An 18,980-nucleotide genomic window follows, 5' to 3' on the forward strand; every position below is an offset into this window, starting at 1 on the left:
ACTGTAATTATTTTAATATGAAAATTGTATATAGAACATTAATAAAATTTAACAGTTAATATACATTATTTTATAATTAGTTGTAGATGGATATATTTAGTGGTGGTATTTTTAAATGAACCATTAAAATTTTACTATTACAAATTTAACTAATGAATTTGGAGAAAAATAACATTATTTAGTAAGGATAGAAAGTTTAATTGTTGAGAGAATGTTTTGAAATTAAAATAAAAATTGAATAAAAAATAATAGGCTACTAAACTTCTATATCATTAAGAAATTCAGTAGCCTATTTTTGATGATTTGCTGTGTTAATTTATAGTTATAATTACTATTTTCTATATTTTATTTTTGCAAAAGCGTCATGTTGGTGAATAGATTCTTCATTTCTACACTCAATGTCAAAGCCCTCTATCCAATCAAAATCGACTAAATCTGCTGCGATTAGGCGAATTAAATCTTCAACAAATCTTGGATTTTCATAAGCGCGTTCTGTGACACTTTTTTCATCTGGTCGTTTTAATATAGGGTAAAGTATAGAACTTGCGTTGGCTTCCATTGCATCTAAAATTTTTTCTTTGTAGTCATCTGTTAAAATAGTTTCGTTATTCAAAATTGCTTTAACGGTAATGATACCGCGTTGGTTATGCGCCGAGTACTCACTGATTTCTTTTGAACAAGGGCACAATGTTGTAACTGCTGCTTGTAGTGTAATTTCTTTTCTTGTAATATTTTCTTTGTTTATCGCCATACCGTATGTCACATCTGCATGGCCTACAGCTTTGATATTCGTGATTGGACTGTAGCGATCAAAAAACCATTTAGCTGAAACATCAACGCCAGCAGCATTTTGTTCCATGCGTTCTTGTAAGCTACGCAAAAGACGATACAAAGAATCGAAATCTAATTCAATGCCGTTGTCATAGTGTTTTTCAACACTTTCTAGAATACGACTCATATTTATACCTTTTTCATCTTGATTAAGGCTTGTTGAGAAACTGAAGTTTCCAGCTGTTTGAAAACGATCAACTAATACAGGATATACAAGATTTTTAATACCTACTTCTTCAATTTCAAATAAGTAGTTTTTGTTCGTACTTTGCAAATCTTTCATTTCTTCTTTAACGGTTGGTTTTGTACCTTCGATTGGATCAACTGAACCAAAATGTTTCCATCGACCTTCTCGAGTTGATAAATCAAATTCTGTCATGATATTGCCTCCACTTAAGATTCAAAGTTATAAGTCCAATAAGGTTCAACTTCTAAAAAGCTTTGCGCTTCTCCAGAAACATCAGGTGTAGCAAGTTGTTTCAAGAATGGTCCTGTTTGAGATGCGTGTGCTTCAAATGCGCGAAGTTTTACCTCTTTATAATCACTGATCTCATTTAGAATGTCAGGTTCACCCAATTTTTCAGGCGCATCATTACTAAATGCAACAAGTTGTAGACGGGGTCTTTCTGATGGCTTCATGCGTCCCACAGTTCTCACGACTGCTTCTGCTGTAGCTTCATGGTCTGGGTGTACTGCAAATTGAGGGTAGAACGATATGATGACGGATGGATTTAATTCATCAATTAATGACTGTACCATCTCATCCATTTCGTCGTGAGGTTCAAATTCTACAGTTTTATCACGTAAGCCCATTTTGCGTAAATCAGTTATACCAATGGCAGCCATCGCTGCTTCTAATTCTTTTTCACGAATGTCAGGTAAAGATTCACGAGTGGCAAATGGTGGGTTACCTAAATTACGTCCCATTTGACCTAATGTTAAACAAGCGTATGTGACTGGTACACCATTATCTATATAACGTGCCAATGTCCCTGCAGATGAGAATGATTCATCATCTGGATGTGGAAAAATAACTAATACATGGCTTTCCTCTGTCATGATTCATCCTCCTTATGCTTTAAATGGTTGAGTGCTTATTTCTAAAGCAGCAGCTAGTTGACCTTCATAGTTAAAGCCTGCTAATAGAAATTCACCTTGCTCATTTATTTCGTAATGTGTTAAACCTTGAACGTAGACCCAACCGCCATCTTTTAGTTTTAAACCTACACGATATGGGTCTTTATTACCACCTTTAAGCTGTGCATGCTCAAAAGTGACTTGAATATTTCTTAAAAAAGTGCCCGCGTTAAATACACGTTGATCAAAATGTGCAGCATATGCACCATTCGTCGTCTCTACATGTAAATACACGGGTTTATCTTCATATGAAGAAAGTAATGTTTGTACTTTTTCATCTATTATTGATTCCAAACTTTTTGCCTCCTTGATTCCAAACCCCTATACTTTTATGCAATAAATTGTACGATACAAGTGTTAATAAAAATAATCAGTCTAATCTTTAGTGTAAACTGACTTTGAAACATTTTCTACCTGAAAAATGAATTTCAACTTAGATTTATACATAAAATTTTGATTATCTATTTATTTTACTAAAAATAGCGATGAAAATGTATTAGTCTGCTCATTATACTTTTAGTCATTTTAAACAATCATTACAATTTACCAAATATCGATTTTCTGTAAAAACGATTAAAAGCACGTATAATAGAAGTGTATTCACATTTTGTTTATAGCTAATGACAAATTCAATATATTTGGGAGGGCAATAACATGAAAATCACAAATTTAGGGTCTAGTGCATATGCTTCATTTTATGTTGCATGTGAATTGTTTAAACAAATGAGTCAACAACCACATAGTAAATTAGGATTAGCTACAGGTGGGACAATGGTAGAAGTTTACGAATTTCTAGTTAGTTTACTGCAAAAGAATCAATTAGATGTATCTGGAATCGAAACATTTAATCTAGATGAATATGTCGGTTTATCGGCGACGCATGAACAAAGTTATCATCGTTATATGAATGACATTTTATTTAATCGTTATCCACATTTTACGAAATCTTTGATACACATTCCTGATGGAGCTGCAGAAAACTTAATGGAAGAAACGAAGCGATATGAAGATTTAATCAATCAAAAAGGACCAATGGATATACAAATATTAGGTATTGGTGAAAATGGTCATATCGGTTTTAATGAACCAGGGACTGATATGAATAGTACCACTCAAGTTGTGGATTTAACTGATAGTACAATCAATGCAAATAGTCGTTATTTTGATAATGAAAGTGAAGTACCTAAACAAGCTGTGTCCATGGGTTTAGCTTCAATTTTAAAAGCGAAAAGAATCATTTTGTTAGCATTTGGAGAGAAAAAAAGAGAAGCAATTGAACAATTAGCTAAGCATGAAGTCAATAAACAGGTTCCAGCTACGATTCTGCTTGCACATCCTGATGTTGAAATTTACGTTGATGACGCTGCAGCACCTCGCTTATAATCTCTCAGTTTAAATTATGACTTTAAGGGTAAAGCATTTGTGCGTAAGTTTTTAAATAAAGTAAGTTAGGTCATGATTTCCATGCCTATCATTAAATCAAGAAGGGATGATCATTTTGGAATTACAACTAGCAATTGATTTATTAAATAAAGAGGAAGCGGCAGAACTTGCAAATAAAGTTAAAGATTATGTTGATATTGTAGAAATTGGTACACCTATTGTGATTAATGAAGGTTTACCGGCTGTTCAACATTTAGATAATAATATCGATGATGTGAAAGTACTTGCAGATTTAAAAATTATGGATGCGGCAGATTATGAGGTAAGCCAAGCTGTTAAGTATGGTGCAGATGTAGTTACAATCCTAGGTGTTGCAGAAGATGCATCTATTAAAGCTGCGGTAGACGAAGCACATAAAAATAATAAAGAATTACTTGTAGATATGATTGCAGTACAAGATTTACAAAAACGTGCGAAAGAATTAGACGAATTAGGTGCGGATTATATCGCTGTTCATACTGGTTATGATTTACAAGCAGAAGGTGAATCACCATTAGAAAGCTTAAGACAAGTTAAATCAGTGATTAATCAATCTAAAGTTGCTGTAATTGGTGGTATTAAACCAGATACAATTAAAGAAGTGGTAGCTGAGGACCCAGATTTAGTTGTAGTTGGTGGCGGCATTGCTAACGCAGATGACCCAGTTGAAGCAGCAAAACAATGTAGAGATGCGATTGAAGGTAGATAAGATGAGTGAAATTACAAATTATCGTTTGATTTTAGACGAGTTAGATCATACGTTATCTCATGTTAGAGATAGTGAAACACAAGCTTTTTTATCGCAAGTGACTAAAGCCAAACATGTATTTGTAGCAGGTAAAGGACGTTCTGGATTTGTAGCAAATAGTTTTGCAATGCGTTTAAATCAACTTGGAAAATTTGCTTATGTTGTTGGAGAATCAACAACACCTTCAATTACTGAAAATGATTTATTTATTGTCATTTCAGGTTCAGGTTCAACGGAACACTTGAGATTATTAGTTGAAAAAGCAAAATCTGTTGATGCAGAAGTTGTGTTATTATCTACGAATCCAAATTCGGCAATTGGCGCATTGGCAAACACTGTTATAGAACTTCCTGCAGGTACAAAATATGATGCAGAAGGATCTGCACAACCCTTAGGTAGTTTGTTTGAACAAGCAGCGCAAGTCTTTTTAGATAGTTTAGTACTAGATTTAATGAACGAACTTAATGTCGATGAGGAAACGATGCAAAGTAATCATGCTAATTTAGAGTAGTGTATTAGAATAAAACGTTTTTTCGTTGAGGACGTAAACGATGAATCTCATTCTCATAGAAAAGAGCTAATCTCAAATGATTAGCTCTTTTTTTATGAGAAATTTTACAAATTAATTTTGACCTGCGATGTTTTCTTGATAATATGATTCACATAATCCAAGGGCAAAACTATTAAAAATTCTCAATCATTTACAGAGGTGTCAACAGTCAACATGGTACAAGATGCTTTGGTTAATCAATATTAATTCCAACGATAGTATTAATTGAAATAAAAATATTTTTAATCATTTACTTAATAAAAAGATTTAGAAATATAGCTTAATATGCTTAAAATTGGGATAATTCACCACGAATTGTGCCATTTTTTGTATTTTAAGGAAAACAAGATTTAAAATGACTCAATTTGAATTAAAAATTTGGGATGTTTATGGCATCGGGAACCAAATGTTTTCATTATATTATTCTATGCCCTAAATGTTAATATATTTTGTATAAAAGTTAACAAAGGGGTGTTGCATTTGGAAATTTTAGAAAAAATAGAAAATCACGCTAAGAAAAAACCGCATCAAGTTGCTTTGCGCTTTGATGAACAAGCATTAACATATGATGAATTAATTAAAGAATTAAATAACAAAAGTGACTTATTTTCTAATATACCTAAACATAGCATTGTAGGATTGGTCACACGACATCCGCAGAAGGCAATGATTATTTATTTAGCATTATTAAAAAGTGAGTGTGTACCATGTATTTTTGATGATAGATGGTCGAGCGCGCAAACCTTCAATTTAGTCGAAAAATACGGTGTTCAATATCTTATGGAAGAAGAGGATTTAAGTATACATAATGTGACCCAAAAAGATAATTTCAAGGACGATGACGATTTGTTACATATCGCTTTTACATCTGGAACGACAGGCTTACCTAAAGCATATTATAGGGGAGCGTTATCTTGGATTAAGTCTTTTTCCAAAAATGATCAATTATTTGACAGAATGATAAATACAGTTGTTGCTCCGGGTCCGTTGTCGCATTCTTTATCGTTATATGCATGTATTTATGCATTATATACAGGTAGAACATTTATTGGACAGCGATATTTTGAAGCCAAGCGTTTAATGCAGACAATCCAACACCAAAAAGTAAACACAGCGTGTTTTATGGTGCCAACAATGATACAAGCTTGCGTTGCAACTCAAATTTTAATAGAAGGAAAACATTATATTTTAAGTACTGGGGATAAACTTGGCTTACATATTCGTCAACGTATTCAACAATGTTTCCCTAAAAGTGATCTAATTGAGTTCTTTGGGACATCAGAAGCTAGCTTTATTAGTTATAACTTCAATAATAGTGCACCACCAGAATCTGTTGGCAAATTGTTTCACAACGTGCACGTGAATATTGAACAGCCTGACGTATCAGGTATAGGCCTACTAAAGATAAGAAGTGATATGTCATTTGGTGGTTATGTTGATGAAGATGTCAGCGATGATAGTTGGATTGAAACAGGAGATTTTGCATCAAGTGACGCGCATGCACATTTATTTTTACATGGTAGAAAGCATGATCGTATGATTATTGGTGGACGTAATGTTTATCCGTTTGAAATTGAACAGCATGCAAAGTCCATTAATTTATTCAAAGAAGTAGTTGTTATCAGTGAAAAACATTCTAAATTTGGAGAAATTGCCGTATTACTATATACCGGTGATCATACAGTTCGTTATAACGATTTTAGAAAAATTATGAAACATCATGTAGCGCGTTACCAAATACCATCGAAACTAGTTAAAGTAAAGCAAATGGTCTATACCTCAAGTGGAAAGATTGCGCGCGAACGTATGAAACAATGCTATTTAAAAGGAGAATTATAAATGAATGAAGCGGTAATTATAGCAGCGAAACGTACAGCATTTGGGAAGTATGGCGGGAAATTGCGACATTTAGAACCTGAATTATTATTACAACCACTATTCAATTATTTGAAAAATAACTTTCCAGCAATTGTTAGTAATATAGATGACGTGATTTTAGGTAATGTTATCGGAAATGGAGGTAATATTGCGCGAAAGGCACTTTTAGAAGCTGGATTAAATCAACAAGTGCCAGGTGTGACGGTTGATCGCCAATGTGGTTCGGGATTAGAGGCTGTAAATCAAGCCTGTCGCATGATACAAGCAGGTGCAGGGTCAATATACATTGCAGGTGGCGTGGAAAGTACAAGCAGAGCACCCTGGAAGATTAAGCGGCCGCAATCTGTATATGACACACATTTACCAGAATTTTATGAAAGAGCATCATTTGCACCTCAAGGCCAAGATCCATCTATGATACAAGCAGCTGAAAATGTTGCAGAAAGATATGGTATATCAAGATTTGAACAAGATGAATTCGCATGGCACAGTCATCAAAAAACGCTTGATGCATATAACCATCGTAAGATTACTCAAGAGATAACGCCACTGATGATTAAAGGGGAAACATTTCAACAAGATGAAAGTATTAAACCTAAATTAACGCAAGCAACGCTAAATCGATTAAAGCCATTATTACCAAACGGGAGCATTACTGCTGGCAATTGTTGTATGAAAAATGACGGTGCCGTACTACTACTTGTCATGGAAAAAACACTTGCTAAAGCATATGGCATACACAGTGGATTATCATTCATTGACCAAGTAACTATAGGTGTAGACCCAAATATACTTGGTATTGGTCCTGTGCCTGCTATAGAAAAACTATTAGCAAAACAGCAATTGTCTTTAAATGATATCGATGCTATAGAATTAAATGAAGCTTTTGCATCACAAGTGTTAGCAAGCCAACAAGCTTTAAACGTACCAGCTGAAAAATTAAATGTTTATGGTGGCGCGATAGCTACTGGACATCCTTATGGCGCAAGTGGTGCTGCACTTGTTACACGACTATTCTATATGGAACATAAACATAGGACAATTGCAACTATGGGTATTGGAGGAGGTATGGGCAATGCCACATTATTTGAAAGATGGTCATGAACAACGAGAAATGATATTCCCAAAAAAAGATGTAGAAGCTTATAATCAATTGTTTGCACAAACGAATAGCGTTGATGTTTCGCCATTTTATTGTGCAAGCCTGTGGCCCGAATTTGAATTGTTCAAACCGTTTATTTCTAGTAAGTTACTATTAAAATCAACAGAAATTGAACAATATCACCCCTTAGCAATTGATGTCATATATCAAGTGCAATTAACAATAATTGAACAAAAAAGAATTCGTCAATTTATCAAATATAGCTTTGAAATGAAAATAAATAAAAATCTGACTAAATGTATATATATTAAGCAAACGTTTTTAGAGAAGGTGAAAAATGATACAGATATTACCTAACGATGTAGAACGATATTTGAGACTTGTCAAAGATGAGAATCCTTTGCATCAACATATTGTACCAGGACAAATGATTGTGCAAATTGCATTGATATACAATGAATTGAATTGGAAAAATTATAAAATTAATTATGTTGAACCAGTTGATACATATGAATTTCTTCAGTTTGATTTTGAAAGCAATGATAAATTAGTTGTGAAAAATAATTATGATGAAGTTAAAGTTACTATTTTAAAAAATAAATAAGTAATCATTGAAAATTGTCCTTAACTAGATAACAAACTTAAAAATAAAATAAATTTCTCCATATTTAAAAACAACTACAATTTTTGTATAAAAATTAAAAAACGAAATTTAAAAAATTTGAAACAGTTTGACATACACTCCGAACTCAGTATAATAAGTAAACATGTTAAGGGAGTGACTTAAATCGTGGATTATGAACAAGATTTTGATAAAAGTAATATTAATAAGGTGAATCCTAGAACTGCGAAAAAAACTGTATTTGCAACCGGTATTGGTAATGCGATGGAATGGTTCGATTTCGGGTTATATTCTTACCTAGCAGTTATATTGGGGCAAAACTTTTTTAGTTCGGTAGAAAATGACCAGTTAAAAACGATATTTACATTTGCCACATTTGCAATTGCATTTTTATTAAGACCGGTAGGTGGCATTATTTTTGGTATTATTGGTGATAAATTTGGTAGGAAAGTCGTTTTAACGACAACCATTATCATGATGGCATTTTCAACTTTGTTAATTGGTTTATTACCTACATATGATCAAATAGGTGTATGGGCGCCAATTTTACTATTATTAGGTAGAGTGCTTCAAGGGTTTTCAACTGGTGGAGAGTATGCAGGTGCGATGGTTTATGTTGCTGAATCCTCACCAGATAAATCTAGAAATGGTCTAGGTTCAGGTTTGGAAATTGGTACATTATCAGGTTATATCGCCGCATCAGTAATCAGTGGCTTACTATTTTTCTTTTTAAATGAGGAACAAATGGCTACATGGGGATGGAGAATACCATTTATTTTGGGTCTATTTTTAGGTATATTTGGTTTTTATTTAAGAAGAAAATTAGAGGAATCTCCAGTATTTGAAAATGAAATAGCTACACAACCTAAACGAGATAACATCGGATTTTTCACAATTGTTCGATATTACTACAAAGATATTATTGTATGTTTTGTAGCTGTAGCATTCTTTAATTGTACTAATTATATGGTAACTTCATATATGCCATCTTATTTACAACAAATAATTAAATTAGATAGCACAACGGTTTCTGTACTTATCACGGTTGTCATGGCAGTAATGATTCCATTGGCATTAATGTTTGGTAGAGTTGCAGATCGCATCGGAGAGAAAAAAGTCTTTTTAATCGGGCTATGTGGCACAGCTATTTTTAGTACTGTGGCATTTGCGTTATTCCAATCAGGTTCGTTGGTTTTAATAATTATAGGTATATTTACGTTAGGATTTTTCTTGTCTACTTATGAAGCAACGATGCCAGGTTCATTACCAACGATGTTTTATACGCATATCCGTTATCGAACATTGGCGGTAACATTCAATGTGTCAGTATCATTATTTGGTGGAACAACACCGTTAATTGCTTCTTCATTGGTTGCGAAAACAGGAGATCCGCTTTCACCAGCTTATTACTTAGCGGCAATGAGCGTCATAGGGATTATCGTTATTTCATTGTTACATGTCAGCACAGCAGGTAAATCGCTTAAAGGTTCATATCCAAATGTTCAAAGCGATGAAGAATATGAATATTATACGAAAAATCCTGAGAAAGCTTTATGGTGGGCAGACGATAAACGCGTATAAGCCAAATGATATTACAAACGACTATTAAGAAAATAGTATGCTAGCTATCGATACTTAAACGGAATAGTAGAAATTTAAAAATAGGTTATTCATTTCCTTTTAGAGTTAGGAAGTGAGTACCTATTTTTTTAGTAAATTTCACTATTATTGCAAGAAAGAATAGATTTCTTGCAATAGTCTAGACATTTATATTTTAGTGTATTGCCTCATTTTGGTAGTAGAATAACATAGGATAGCAATGGTTATATCATTTATTTATGTTATGTTTAAGAAGGAAAAGGACATACATAGTTTGGAGGAAAAATGATGACAGTAGAACAATATTGGGAGAAATTTGTACAATTATTTCCATCTTATAAGGGCAAAACATATGAAGCATGGTCATTTGGTGTAGATGGGGATACATTAGCAGAATTAGTAAAACAAGGTGAAAAAACGGCTACGACAAGTGGTTACGAAACTTATCAAGTTGATGGTGAACCACTACCTCAAGTGGGAGATGTGAGCGTGATTTTAAATAAAAAAGGGGAACCACAATGTGTGATTGAAACAACACATGTATATCAAACAACTTTTAATGCTGTCTCTGAACATCACGCTTATTTAGAAGGTGAAGGCGATAAGTCACTAGCTTACTGGCGTAAAGCACATATTGATTTCTTTGAACCTTACTATGCATCTCTAGGATTGGCATTTAACGAATCTACTATTGTAGTGTGTGAGGAATTTAAAGTTTTATATAAATAAGTAAAGTGGTACATAAGTTAGGATCGCTTCGAGTGTGCTCTCCAAGCAAACAAAGGGGACAATCTTTGCCTAACTATGTACCACTTAGGGTGAGTATTTATAAGGGATGTGTTATACCATGTATATATAATGGGACAGTTACATATACATGGCGCATATTTCTAAAGGGGAATTCTTTGTTCTGTTTCTTCTAATTTTAGTCTTGGAACTTACGCTTCTGTTTTTTCATCGATGTATTGAAGTGTAGCTAATAACTTACATTTAAGTTATCAACATCACTTTCAAGTAGAGAGAGTAACGTATATAATTCATTCTTGCTGAAATTTTCATCGCATTTAACAGAAATCGTTTTGAACGTCTTGGTGATAATTTCATAGATAGGGTTACCATTCTCAAAAGATTGTTCGTAGATAATCATGATGTCATACCTCCTTGTCTCTCTACACTTATTATAATAATAGATATGTATGCGAAATACATGAGTCTACAGTATCAACTTTTTATCAGTCGAACGTCGTATAATCATAAAATACTTTATTTCAATTTTTGTTGTATTAATACTATCACTTAAATGCTTATGCTGTTAAAAAACAAAAATAATATATTGTGTATTTGGTTTATATTTGCACTTTTTGAAACATTTCTGTAATGTTGTAATCGAATCGTAATGCGATTCGAAAATTTTAAATGGAGTGATACAGAATGAATAAGATTGCAAAGACTTTTGTAGCTGGAAGCATTGTATTTGGAACTGCATTAGGCATAAGCGTTTCTGATGAAGGCGTATCACATAGCGAAGCACAAGCAGCAACAACACCTTATTATCAATATGAAGGAAATGCTGGTAACGACCCTAGCTTTTTATTAAATGAACAATTTAAAAATGGAATCAAATATGGCAAGGTTACTTTTAATGGCGTGAATGTAAGTGCAAGAACAGTAGAGGGTGGCAAGACAACTCAGAAATATGACCAAACTTTCTCAGACTATTCAAAAGATGATAATATAGCAAGTAACGTTAATTTTTCTATAAAAGGGAACTTAACTTATGAGCAAGTCAAAGATGCTTATGGAAAAGATTTAAGTAAGATTAAAACACCAGATAAACAACCTAAAGGTACAGGTGTATACGCATATCAATCTCAAAATAATGGGCCAACCGTTTTCTTTGAAATGAAAGATGGTCAAGTCAATGAAGTGAATATTGGGTATGGCGGATACGGTGGTTAAATAAAAACATAAATGAGTAAATCAATTTAAAAAAGGCGCACGTTCATCATCAGAAATGGACGTGCGCTTAGTTTATATTTGATTAAACTTCTGTAACTTCGACATCGATGTGTTCTATACGATTATAGGCACCGTGGTCAACAGGACCGACGAAGTCGTTCATTTTCCAACCGTTTTTAATTGCAGATGCAACAAATGCTTTAGCAGCGATGACGGCTTCTTTTGGAGATTTGCCATTTGCTAAATATGCAGTAGTTGCTGCGGCAAATGTACAACCAGCGCCGTGATTATAACTTTGTTGGAACATATCAGTAGTTAGTTGATGGTAGTTTTCCCCATCATAGTATAAGTCATAAGATTTATCTTGATCTAACGCTTTACCACCTTTAATTATAACGTGTTGTGCACCTTGTTGATGAATGATATCAGCAGCTTTTTTCATATCGTCTATTGATTTTAAAGTGCCGAGGTTTGCAAGTTGACCAGCTTCGAATAAATTCGGTGTTACGACTGTAGCTTTTGGTAACAAATATTCAATCATTGCATCAGTATTGCCAGGATTTAAAACTTCATTTTCTCCTTTGCATACCATAACTGGATCTACTACAAAGTAGTTCGCACCAGATTCAACATATGCTTCGCCGGCACGTTTGATAATTTCTTGCGTCCCTAGCATGCCCGTCTTCACTGCATCCGGACCGATTGATATAGCTGTTTCTAATTGTTTTTCAAAAACATCGAATGGAATTGGCGTAACATCATGAGACCAAGATTCTTTATCCATTGTTACAATTGATGTTAATGCAACAATACCGTATGTTCCTAACTCTTGGAATGTTTTTAAATCTGCTTGCATGCCTGCACCGGCACTTGTATCTGAACCAGCAATGGTTAAAGTTTTTTTCAATGCCATTAATTTTCACTCCTAAATATGCTTTTATATATATCATACCACGTTTGTCGACTATTCTAAATCATGACGTTTACAATGTAATAAGGTTACAATGATGAATAATTTAGTATATCCTTTTGATTCTATTACTAATACATATTAAAATGAAATAAAATATATTCATTTTAATTGTGTTTATGATAAAGTGAGTACTACTAATCTCACGAGCGAGCAAGTAGTGCTTTATGTTACTATATTAATCGAGGTGAGCGATATGGAATGGTCGGATGTTTTTCATAAAATTACTACAGAACATGATTTTACTGAAATGCATAATTTTTTAGAAAATGAATATACGACAAAGATAGTCTATCCAGATAGGGAAAATATTTATCAAGCTTTTGATTTAACGCCTTTTGAAAAAGTGAAAGTTGTTATCTTAGGTCAAGATCCTTATCACGGACCAAATCAAGCACATGGTTTAGCATTTTCTGTGCAGCCGAATGCTAAATTTCCGCCTTCATTAAGAAACATGTATAAAGAACTTGAAGACGATATCGGTTATGTAAGAAAATCACCACATTTACAAGATTGGGCAAGAGAAGGCGTTTTATTATTAAATACTGTTTTGACAGTCCGACAAGGAGAAGCGCATTCTCACAGAGATATAGGGTGGGAAACTTTTACGGATGAAGTCATTAAAACAGTTTCAGAAAATTTGAGTAATGTTGTGTTTATATTGTGGGGTAAGCCTGCACAACAAAAAATAAAACTGATTGATACAGCGAAACATCACATTATTAAATCGCCACATCCAAGCCCATTATCTGCATATCGCGGATTTTTCGGTTCAAAACCGTATTCATTAACAAATGCATATTTACAAAAAAATGGTATTGAACCTATAAATTGGTGTGAAAGTGGGTTGTAAAATAAATGGAAAAAGAGAAAATTATTCAACTTATTGAGCAAGAATTAGTTCAAGCAGATGAAGCTAAAAATGATGCAGAATTTGAAAAGCATATCTATGCCATTCATACACTAACGTCACTCGTAAATAGTTCAAATAACAAACATCATTTTAAAGATAATACGTATTCAGTGTCTGATTCATTCAAATCATCTCGAAATGTAGAACAAACTGCTGCTAGTAAGAAGCAAGGCATCTCAGCAGAAGAAATTCAAGCAATGGGCGGAAAAGTACCTGCCTCATCGACAAAATTTACAAATGCTAATACTTCACTAAATGCTAATAAATTGGTAACAGATGATGAAATTGGTAATGGAGATTCAATATTTGATTTTTAATTCAAGAAAGAGAGGTTAATTTTTATGAAATTATTTATTATTCTCGGTGCTTTAAATGCTTTAATGGCTGTTGGTACTGGTGCATTTGGCGCGCATGGTTTGGAAGGTAAGTTATCGGATAAATATTTATCCGTATGGGAAAAAGCAACTACTTATCAAATGTATCACGGCCTTGGTTTACTATTAATTGGAATTATAAGTGGTACAACGTCAATTAATGTGAATTGGGCAGGATGGCTATTATTCTTAGGTATTGTATTTTTCAGTGGTTCGCTATATATTTTAGCATTAACTCAAATTCGTATACTTGGAGCAATTACACCAATTGGAGGTATTTTATTTATTATAGGTTGGTTAATGTTAGTGATTGGTACGATTAAATTATAAATTTATAATTGTTATAGAATTCATCTTAGGGGTATAATACATCCCATGAGGTGAATTTTATTTATGGGAAAAAATGATAGGAAAGTAGATAGAGGAGATTTAAAACAAAACTTATCTGAGAAATTTGTTTGGGCAATTGCCTATGGTTCATGTATCGGCTGGGGTGCATTTATTTTACCTGGTGATTGGATTGGTCAATCTGGACCTATTCCAGCAGCTATAGGTATTGTCATTGGCGCATTATTAATGATTTTAATTGCGGTAAGCTACGGCGCACTTGTTGAACGCTTCCCAGTTTCTGGAGGGGCTTTTGCGTTTAGCTTTTTAGGTTTTGGTAGATACGTAAGTTTTTTCTCATCTTGGTTTTTAACTTTTGGTTATATTTGTGTAGTAGCCTTAAACGCAACTGCATTCAGTTTATTAATTAAATTTTTATTACCTGATGTTTTAGAAACAGGTAAATTATATACCATCGCAGGATGGGATGTTTATATTACCGAAATATTAATTGCATCATTGTTATTGATTGTATTTATGTTTATTGCGATTAAGGGCACGAGTGTTTCAGGCTCACTACAATTTTATTTCTGTGTGGCAATGGTCATTACAATCTTATTGCTATTTTTCGGCTCGTTCTTTGGTAATAATTTTTCATTGGAAAATTTACAACCATTAGCGAACAAAGAAAAAGGCTGGCTTACATCAATTGTAATGATAGTTGCAGTAGCACCGTGGGCTTATGTAGGTTTTGATAATATCCCACAAACTGCCGAAGAATTTGATTTTTCTCCAAATAAAACGTTTAAACTGATTGTGTATAGTTTATTAGCAGCAGCATTCACATATGTGTTAATGATTTTATATACAGGCTGGCTAAGTAGCTCAGAAACGAGTTTGAACGGGCAATTATGGTTAACAGGTGCCGTCACGAGTGGTGCATTCGGCTATATAGGTTTAGCAATTTTAGCGATTGCTATTATCATGGGTATTTTTACTGGTTTAAATGGATTTTTAATGAGTTCAAGTCGTCTATTATTCTCAATGGGACGTTCAGGTATTATGCCTTCAGTATTTAGTAAACTGCATAATAAATATAAAACACCATATGTCGCAATAATATTCCTTGTAGCAATCACATTGATTGCACCTTGGTTAGGTCGTACAGCATTGACATGGATCGTTGATATGTCATCTACAGGTGTTTCAATCGCTTACTTTATTACATGTTTATCAGCAGCGCGTTTATTTAGCTATGACAAAACAAGTAACACTTATGGTCCGGTATATAAGACATTTGCGATTATAGGTACAGTAGTATCATTTGTTTTCTTATTACTATTATTAATTCCTGTTTCACCAGCTGGACTATCAATGCCATCTTATATTGCATTATTTGGTTGGTTAATTATAGGATTAATCTTTTTCGTAATTCGTTATCCTAAATTAAAACAAATGGATAATGATAAACTAAGTAAATTGATATTAAATCGTTCTGAAGATGAAGTAGTGAATCTGATTAATGAGAATAAAGTGACGAACCAAACACATAAATAGAAGTTAATCATTGATTATTTATGAAATAAACATATAAATCATTGGAAACGGATTTTCTGAAAAATTTTGAATATGAAACGACTCCTATCAATAGCAGTGGACTTTAAGTTCATATTGATAGGAGTTTTTAAAATCAAATAATGATATTTAATACAAAAAATCTGAGGACTTTAAAGATCCTCAGATTTTTTATGTTCAATGCTCATATGTGTTTTTTGCTAAATTTTGTGCCAGAAACGATGAGTTTAGATATTTGATCAGCAAATAATAAGCCTAAAGCGATTGCGCCGGCAATTAGCGTTACTTCTAGCATCGTGTTAATAGCTTTACTAAAGTCTAACAAAATAAGATTTTTAGTAGCGTCAAAGGCTAATCCTCCAGGCACCAATGGTATAATACCTGGTACCATAAATAGAATCACTGGTTCTTTTTTATAGCGAGCCATTACATGACTCAGTAAACCCAATGCTAGACTTCCAAAGAAGCTTGAATAAATTGTATGAAGTTCGAGACCATCATAAAACAATGTATAAACCATCCAACCACATGCACCAACAATTCCAACAGCATTATATAAATATTTTGGAACATCAAATATAATACCGAAGAAGAGTGAAGCGGTATAACTAAATATTAAATTTAAAATCCAAAACATAAGCATTGCTCCTAAGAAATAATAAGTATTGTACCGACACCTGCACCAATACCAAAGGCAGTTACTAGGGCTTCTAATGATTTAGTAGTAAACATTAACATATGCCCGCTAAATAAATCTTGAATTGCATTTGTAATTAAAACACCAGGTACGATTGGCATCACAGCTGATATAATAATTGTTGAAATAGAGCCGCCTTGTATGATGGCATTTCCAAACACTGCCACTGCTCCAATAACGAGAGCCCCCATAAATTCTGGAATGAATTTAGTGTGTAAATTTCTATTCAAAAGTTCAACAACTAGATACCCTAAAGCACCTGCAACGAGTGCAGTGAATACATCCACTAAATAACCACCTTGTAAATATAGAAAACTGATTGAGATAATCGCAGCGGCAATAAATTTAAAAAACAAATCATGATTAATGCTCTGTTCATGATATATTTTTTGTAATTCTTGATATGCATCTTCAACTGATAGTGTCCCCTCGGAAAGTTGTCTAGAAACGCGATTGGTTCTTGATATACGATGTAGATTGGTATCTCTAGTTCGTATTCTATAAATTCTTGGATAAGATTCATTATGTAACATAAAATTAATGACTGTATTTGTAACAAAACTATTACTTTCTGTATAACCTAACGTGAAAGCAATACGCGTCATTGTATCTTCTACACGCGAACCTTCTGCCCCAGACTCAAGTAAGATTCTGCCAGCGAGGATTATGACATCTTTTGCTATTTTTTCTTCATAATTTTCTGAGTATTGAACATTTCTTGTCATTTAATCACCAATTATATTTTATTTAACTAAACTATTCGTAACTGTATTTTCATGGGATATATAAGTAAGTTAATATTTTTTATTGTAACACTTTATTCAAATGATATGTTGGGTAAAAAGACACATATTGTGTTTTAAAAAATGAGTTTTATACAACTTTAGTAATGCAAATATGTTTCAAATATTTCAAATAGGTTAAAATAGTATTAGTTGACTGTTACAAAATATTGAGTAGCGACAATATTTAACAGTTGACCCTTAAATTAAGTAGTGATTAAAGTTCTCCCAAACACACTACATTCAGACAGGCACACTTGTTTTATTTCAAGTGTGCCTTTTTTTAGTCGCTCTACTTTCTACGAAGTAGAAAGTTAGAGCGACTTATGCATGTGGGGAGCATGCGAACCGCCGAATCAAACGAAGTAGAAAGTAGAGCGACTTATGCATGTAACTTATGACAATAGCTATCTTTTGAGATTTAGTAGTCAAATTCAAACATAGGTATTGAATGATTTATTGTAATTGTACCTAAAAGAGCAAAATATAATGGCAGTGCGCCTAAAATATGTACGTTTGAGACGTAATTGTAGTTATATATGAATGCAAAAAAATGATATATAAAAGCCCCTCCATTATTAAATGAAGGGGTTGATCATAGTTTATAAAAAATAAAGTTATACTCTAAAACAAGAAAGATTGTAATTTGTATTAAAAATAACATTAGTTAAAATATAGTGATAAATTATATTTCAAAAAGCGTTGGTAAACTATCTTTGGTGATAATGTTACCCACATAGAAACTGCCGAAATCACCGTAACGTGCCGTCGTTTCGTCAAATCTCATTTCAGAAACAATTTTTTTAAATTGAAGTGGGTCATCTGCAAATAGCGTGACACCCCATTCGAAATCATCAAAGCCCATAGAGCCTGTGATAAATTGTTTGATTTTACCAGCATATTGACGACCGATTTTACCGTGATTGTACATTAGTTCTTGTCTTTCTTCTAATGGCAACATATACCAGTTATAAGTTTCATTACGACGTTTGTCCATAGGATAGAAACAAATATATTCGGATTGTGGTAATTCTGGATATAATCTTGGTTTGATATGTGGATTTTCGTATGGATCTTCGTCAGATTTTCCTGCTAAATAATTGCCGAGTTCAATAATCGAAACATATGAGTATGTCGGAATTAAAAAGTCAGTGATTTTCAATTTGTTAAATTCATTTTCAAAAGCATTTAAATCTTTTAATTCAGGACGTAATGCCCATAAAAGAATATCTGCTTTTTGACCAGTAATATTATAAAATGCGTGATCGCCGACATGGTTCGTACGTGCTTCTTTGTGTTTATCTAAAAATGATTGCAACTCTTCAACTAACGTTTGACGTTCATTTTCTGGAACTAGACGTAAACTAGCCCAATCTATAGCATATAATAAATGTAAACTATACCAACCATCTAAAGTTTCTGGCGCTTGTGGCATATTGAATCGCTCCTTTATAAATAATTCTATATCTACACTGAAAATTCTATCATAAAGGT

Annotated in this window: 22 protein-coding genes; 14 read left to right on the forward strand and 8 right to left on the reverse strand. The window is 33.2% G+C overall.

All coding sequences use genetic code 11. The features are described 5' to 3' along the window. Positions 1-331: 331 nt before the first annotated feature. Genes folE2 through CD150_RS00550 form a run of 3 tightly spaced genes read right to left on the reverse strand, consistent with a single transcriptional unit; the run spans position 332 to position 2,262 of the window. Positions 332-1,210, reverse strand: a complete 879-nt coding sequence (gene folE2 / locus CD150_RS00540; protein WP_046207256.1) for a GTP cyclohydrolase FolE2 — start codon at positions 1,208-1,210, stop codon at positions 332-334. Positions 1,211-1,224: 14 nt separating this feature from the next. After that, the gene (gene bshB2 / locus CD150_RS00545; protein WP_019468220.1) at positions 1,225-1,890 is read right to left on the reverse strand and encodes a bacillithiol biosynthesis deacetylase BshB2; all 666 of its coding nucleotides are present in this window, start codon (positions 1,888-1,890) and stop codon (positions 1,225-1,227) included. Positions 1,891-1,902: 12 nt separating this feature from the next. After that, entirely contained in the window at positions 1,903-2,262 is a 360-nt protein-coding gene (locus CD150_RS00550; protein WP_040029939.1) for a YojF family protein, read from the reverse strand. A 360-nt stretch (positions 2,263-2,622) separates the two neighbouring features. Here CD150_RS00550 and CD150_RS00555 point away from each other — a divergent pair, with 360 nt between their 5' ends. From CD150_RS00555 to CD150_RS00595, 9 genes are all read left to right on the forward strand, one after another. Then, positions 2,623-3,351, forward strand: coding sequence for a glucosamine-6-phosphate deaminase (locus CD150_RS00555; protein WP_046207259.1), 729 nt, complete (start codon positions 2,623-2,625; stop codon positions 3,349-3,351). A gap of 115 nt (positions 3,352-3,466) precedes the next feature. Further along, on the forward strand, positions 3,467-4,099 hold the full coding sequence (gene hxlA, locus CD150_RS00560) for a 3-hexulose-6-phosphate synthase (RefSeq protein WP_073343471.1): 633 nt from the start codon (positions 3,467-3,469) through the stop codon (positions 4,097-4,099). Between the two features lies 1 nt (position 4,100). Continuing rightward, positions 4,101-4,649 (forward strand): 6-phospho-3-hexuloisomerase, encoded by a 549-nt coding sequence (hxlB, locus tag CD150_RS00565; RefSeq protein ID WP_046207261.1) that lies wholly within the window; start codon positions 4,101-4,103, stop codon positions 4,647-4,649. Positions 4,650-5,159: 510 nt separating this feature from the next. Beyond that, positions 5,160-6,527, forward strand: coding sequence for an AMP-binding protein (locus CD150_RS00570; RefSeq protein ID WP_225792143.1), 1,368 nt, complete (start codon positions 5,160-5,162; stop codon positions 6,525-6,527). Continuing rightward, entirely contained in the window at positions 6,528-7,670 is a 1,143-nt protein-coding gene (locus CD150_RS00575) for a thiolase family protein (protein WP_073343463.1), read from the forward strand. Further along, positions 7,642-8,025 carry a VraC family protein gene (locus CD150_RS00580; RefSeq protein ID WP_073343458.1) on the forward strand — a complete coding sequence of 128 codons (384 nt, stop codon included), beginning with the start codon at positions 7,642-7,644 and terminating at the stop codon, positions 8,023-8,025. Before CD150_RS00575 ends, CD150_RS00580 begins: the two co-directional genes overlap by 29 nt. Continuing rightward, positions 8,006-8,272, forward strand: a complete 267-nt coding sequence (locus CD150_RS00585) for a hypothetical protein (protein ID WP_073343453.1) — start codon at positions 8,006-8,008, stop codon at positions 8,270-8,272. The genes CD150_RS00580 and CD150_RS00585 overlap by 20 nt, the downstream gene beginning before the upstream one ends. Positions 8,273-8,458: 186 nt before the next feature. After that, the gene (locus tag CD150_RS00590; protein WP_073343449.1) at positions 8,459-9,871 is read left to right on the forward strand and encodes an MFS transporter; all 1,413 of its coding nucleotides are present in this window, start codon (positions 8,459-8,461) and stop codon (positions 9,869-9,871) included. Positions 9,872-10,177: 306 nt separating this feature from the next. Next, the gene (locus CD150_RS00595) at positions 10,178-10,618 is read left to right on the forward strand and encodes an ASCH domain-containing protein (RefSeq protein ID WP_073343444.1); all 441 of its coding nucleotides are present in this window, start codon (positions 10,178-10,180) and stop codon (positions 10,616-10,618) included. A gap of 247 nt (positions 10,619-10,865) precedes the next feature. Here CD150_RS00595 and vraX read toward each other — a convergent pair whose 3' ends face one another. Beyond that, the gene (vraX, locus tag CD150_RS13315; RefSeq protein WP_019468209.1) at positions 10,866-11,036 is read right to left on the reverse strand and encodes a C1q-binding complement inhibitor VraX; all 171 of its coding nucleotides are present in this window, start codon (positions 11,034-11,036) and stop codon (positions 10,866-10,868) included. A gap of 284 nt (positions 11,037-11,320) precedes the next feature. Here vraX and isaB point away from each other — a divergent pair, with 284 nt between their 5' ends. Next, a complete protein-coding gene (gene isaB / locus CD150_RS00600) occupies positions 11,321-11,848 on the forward strand; it encodes an immunodominant staphylococcal antigen IsaB family protein (protein ID WP_073343439.1) in 528 nt (175 codons plus the stop codon). A gap of 82 nt (positions 11,849-11,930) precedes the next feature. Here the strand turns inward: isaB and thiD are convergent, their stop codons facing one another. Beyond that, on the reverse strand, positions 11,931-12,761 hold the full coding sequence (gene thiD / locus CD150_RS00605; RefSeq protein WP_073343436.1) for a bifunctional hydroxymethylpyrimidine kinase/phosphomethylpyrimidine kinase: 831 nt from the start codon (positions 12,759-12,761) through the stop codon (positions 11,931-11,933). 244 nt (positions 12,762-13,005) lie between these two features. Between thiD and CD150_RS00610 the strand changes: the two genes are divergently transcribed. From CD150_RS00610 to CD150_RS00625, 4 genes are all read left to right on the forward strand, one after another. After that, positions 13,006-13,671, forward strand: coding sequence for a uracil-DNA glycosylase (locus CD150_RS00610; protein WP_260840882.1), 666 nt, complete (start codon positions 13,006-13,008; stop codon positions 13,669-13,671). A gap of 5 nt (positions 13,672-13,676) precedes the next feature. After that, positions 13,677-14,048: a DUF5327 family protein gene (locus tag CD150_RS00615; RefSeq protein ID WP_073343432.1), complete on the forward strand. Its 372-nt coding sequence runs from the start codon at positions 13,677-13,679 to the stop codon at positions 14,046-14,048. 24 nt (positions 14,049-14,072) lie between these two features. Beyond that, entirely contained in the window at positions 14,073-14,435 is a 363-nt protein-coding gene (locus CD150_RS00620) for a DUF423 domain-containing protein (protein ID WP_046207271.1), read from the forward strand. Positions 14,436-14,498: 63 nt separating this feature from the next. Continuing rightward, positions 14,499-15,989 (forward strand): APC family permease, encoded by a 1,491-nt coding sequence (locus tag CD150_RS00625; RefSeq protein ID WP_064209592.1) that lies wholly within the window; start codon positions 14,499-14,501, stop codon positions 15,987-15,989. A 202-nt stretch (positions 15,990-16,191) separates the two neighbouring features. Here the strand turns inward: CD150_RS00625 and CD150_RS00630 are convergent, their stop codons facing one another. From CD150_RS00630 to hemQ, 3 genes are all read right to left on the reverse strand, one after another. Further along, complete coding sequence (locus tag CD150_RS00630; RefSeq protein ID WP_046207273.1) at positions 16,192-16,644, reverse strand: threonine/serine exporter family protein; 453 nt, start codon at positions 16,642-16,644, stop codon at positions 16,192-16,194. A gap of 11 nt (positions 16,645-16,655) precedes the next feature. Beyond that, a complete protein-coding gene (locus CD150_RS00635) occupies positions 16,656-17,429 on the reverse strand; it encodes a threonine/serine exporter family protein (protein ID WP_046207274.1) in 774 nt (257 codons plus the stop codon). Between the two features lie 742 nt (positions 17,430-18,171). Then, positions 18,172-18,921 carry a hydrogen peroxide-dependent heme synthase gene (gene hemQ, locus CD150_RS00640; RefSeq protein ID WP_046207275.1) on the reverse strand — a complete coding sequence of 250 codons (750 nt, stop codon included), beginning with the start codon at positions 18,919-18,921 and terminating at the stop codon, positions 18,172-18,174. Positions 18,922-18,980: the final 59 nt, after the last annotated feature.

Origin of the sequence: Staphylococcus ureilyticus (assembly GCF_002902235.1) — a bacterium.
GTDB lineage: Bacteria > Bacillota > Bacilli > Staphylococcales > Staphylococcaceae > Staphylococcus > Staphylococcus ureilyticus.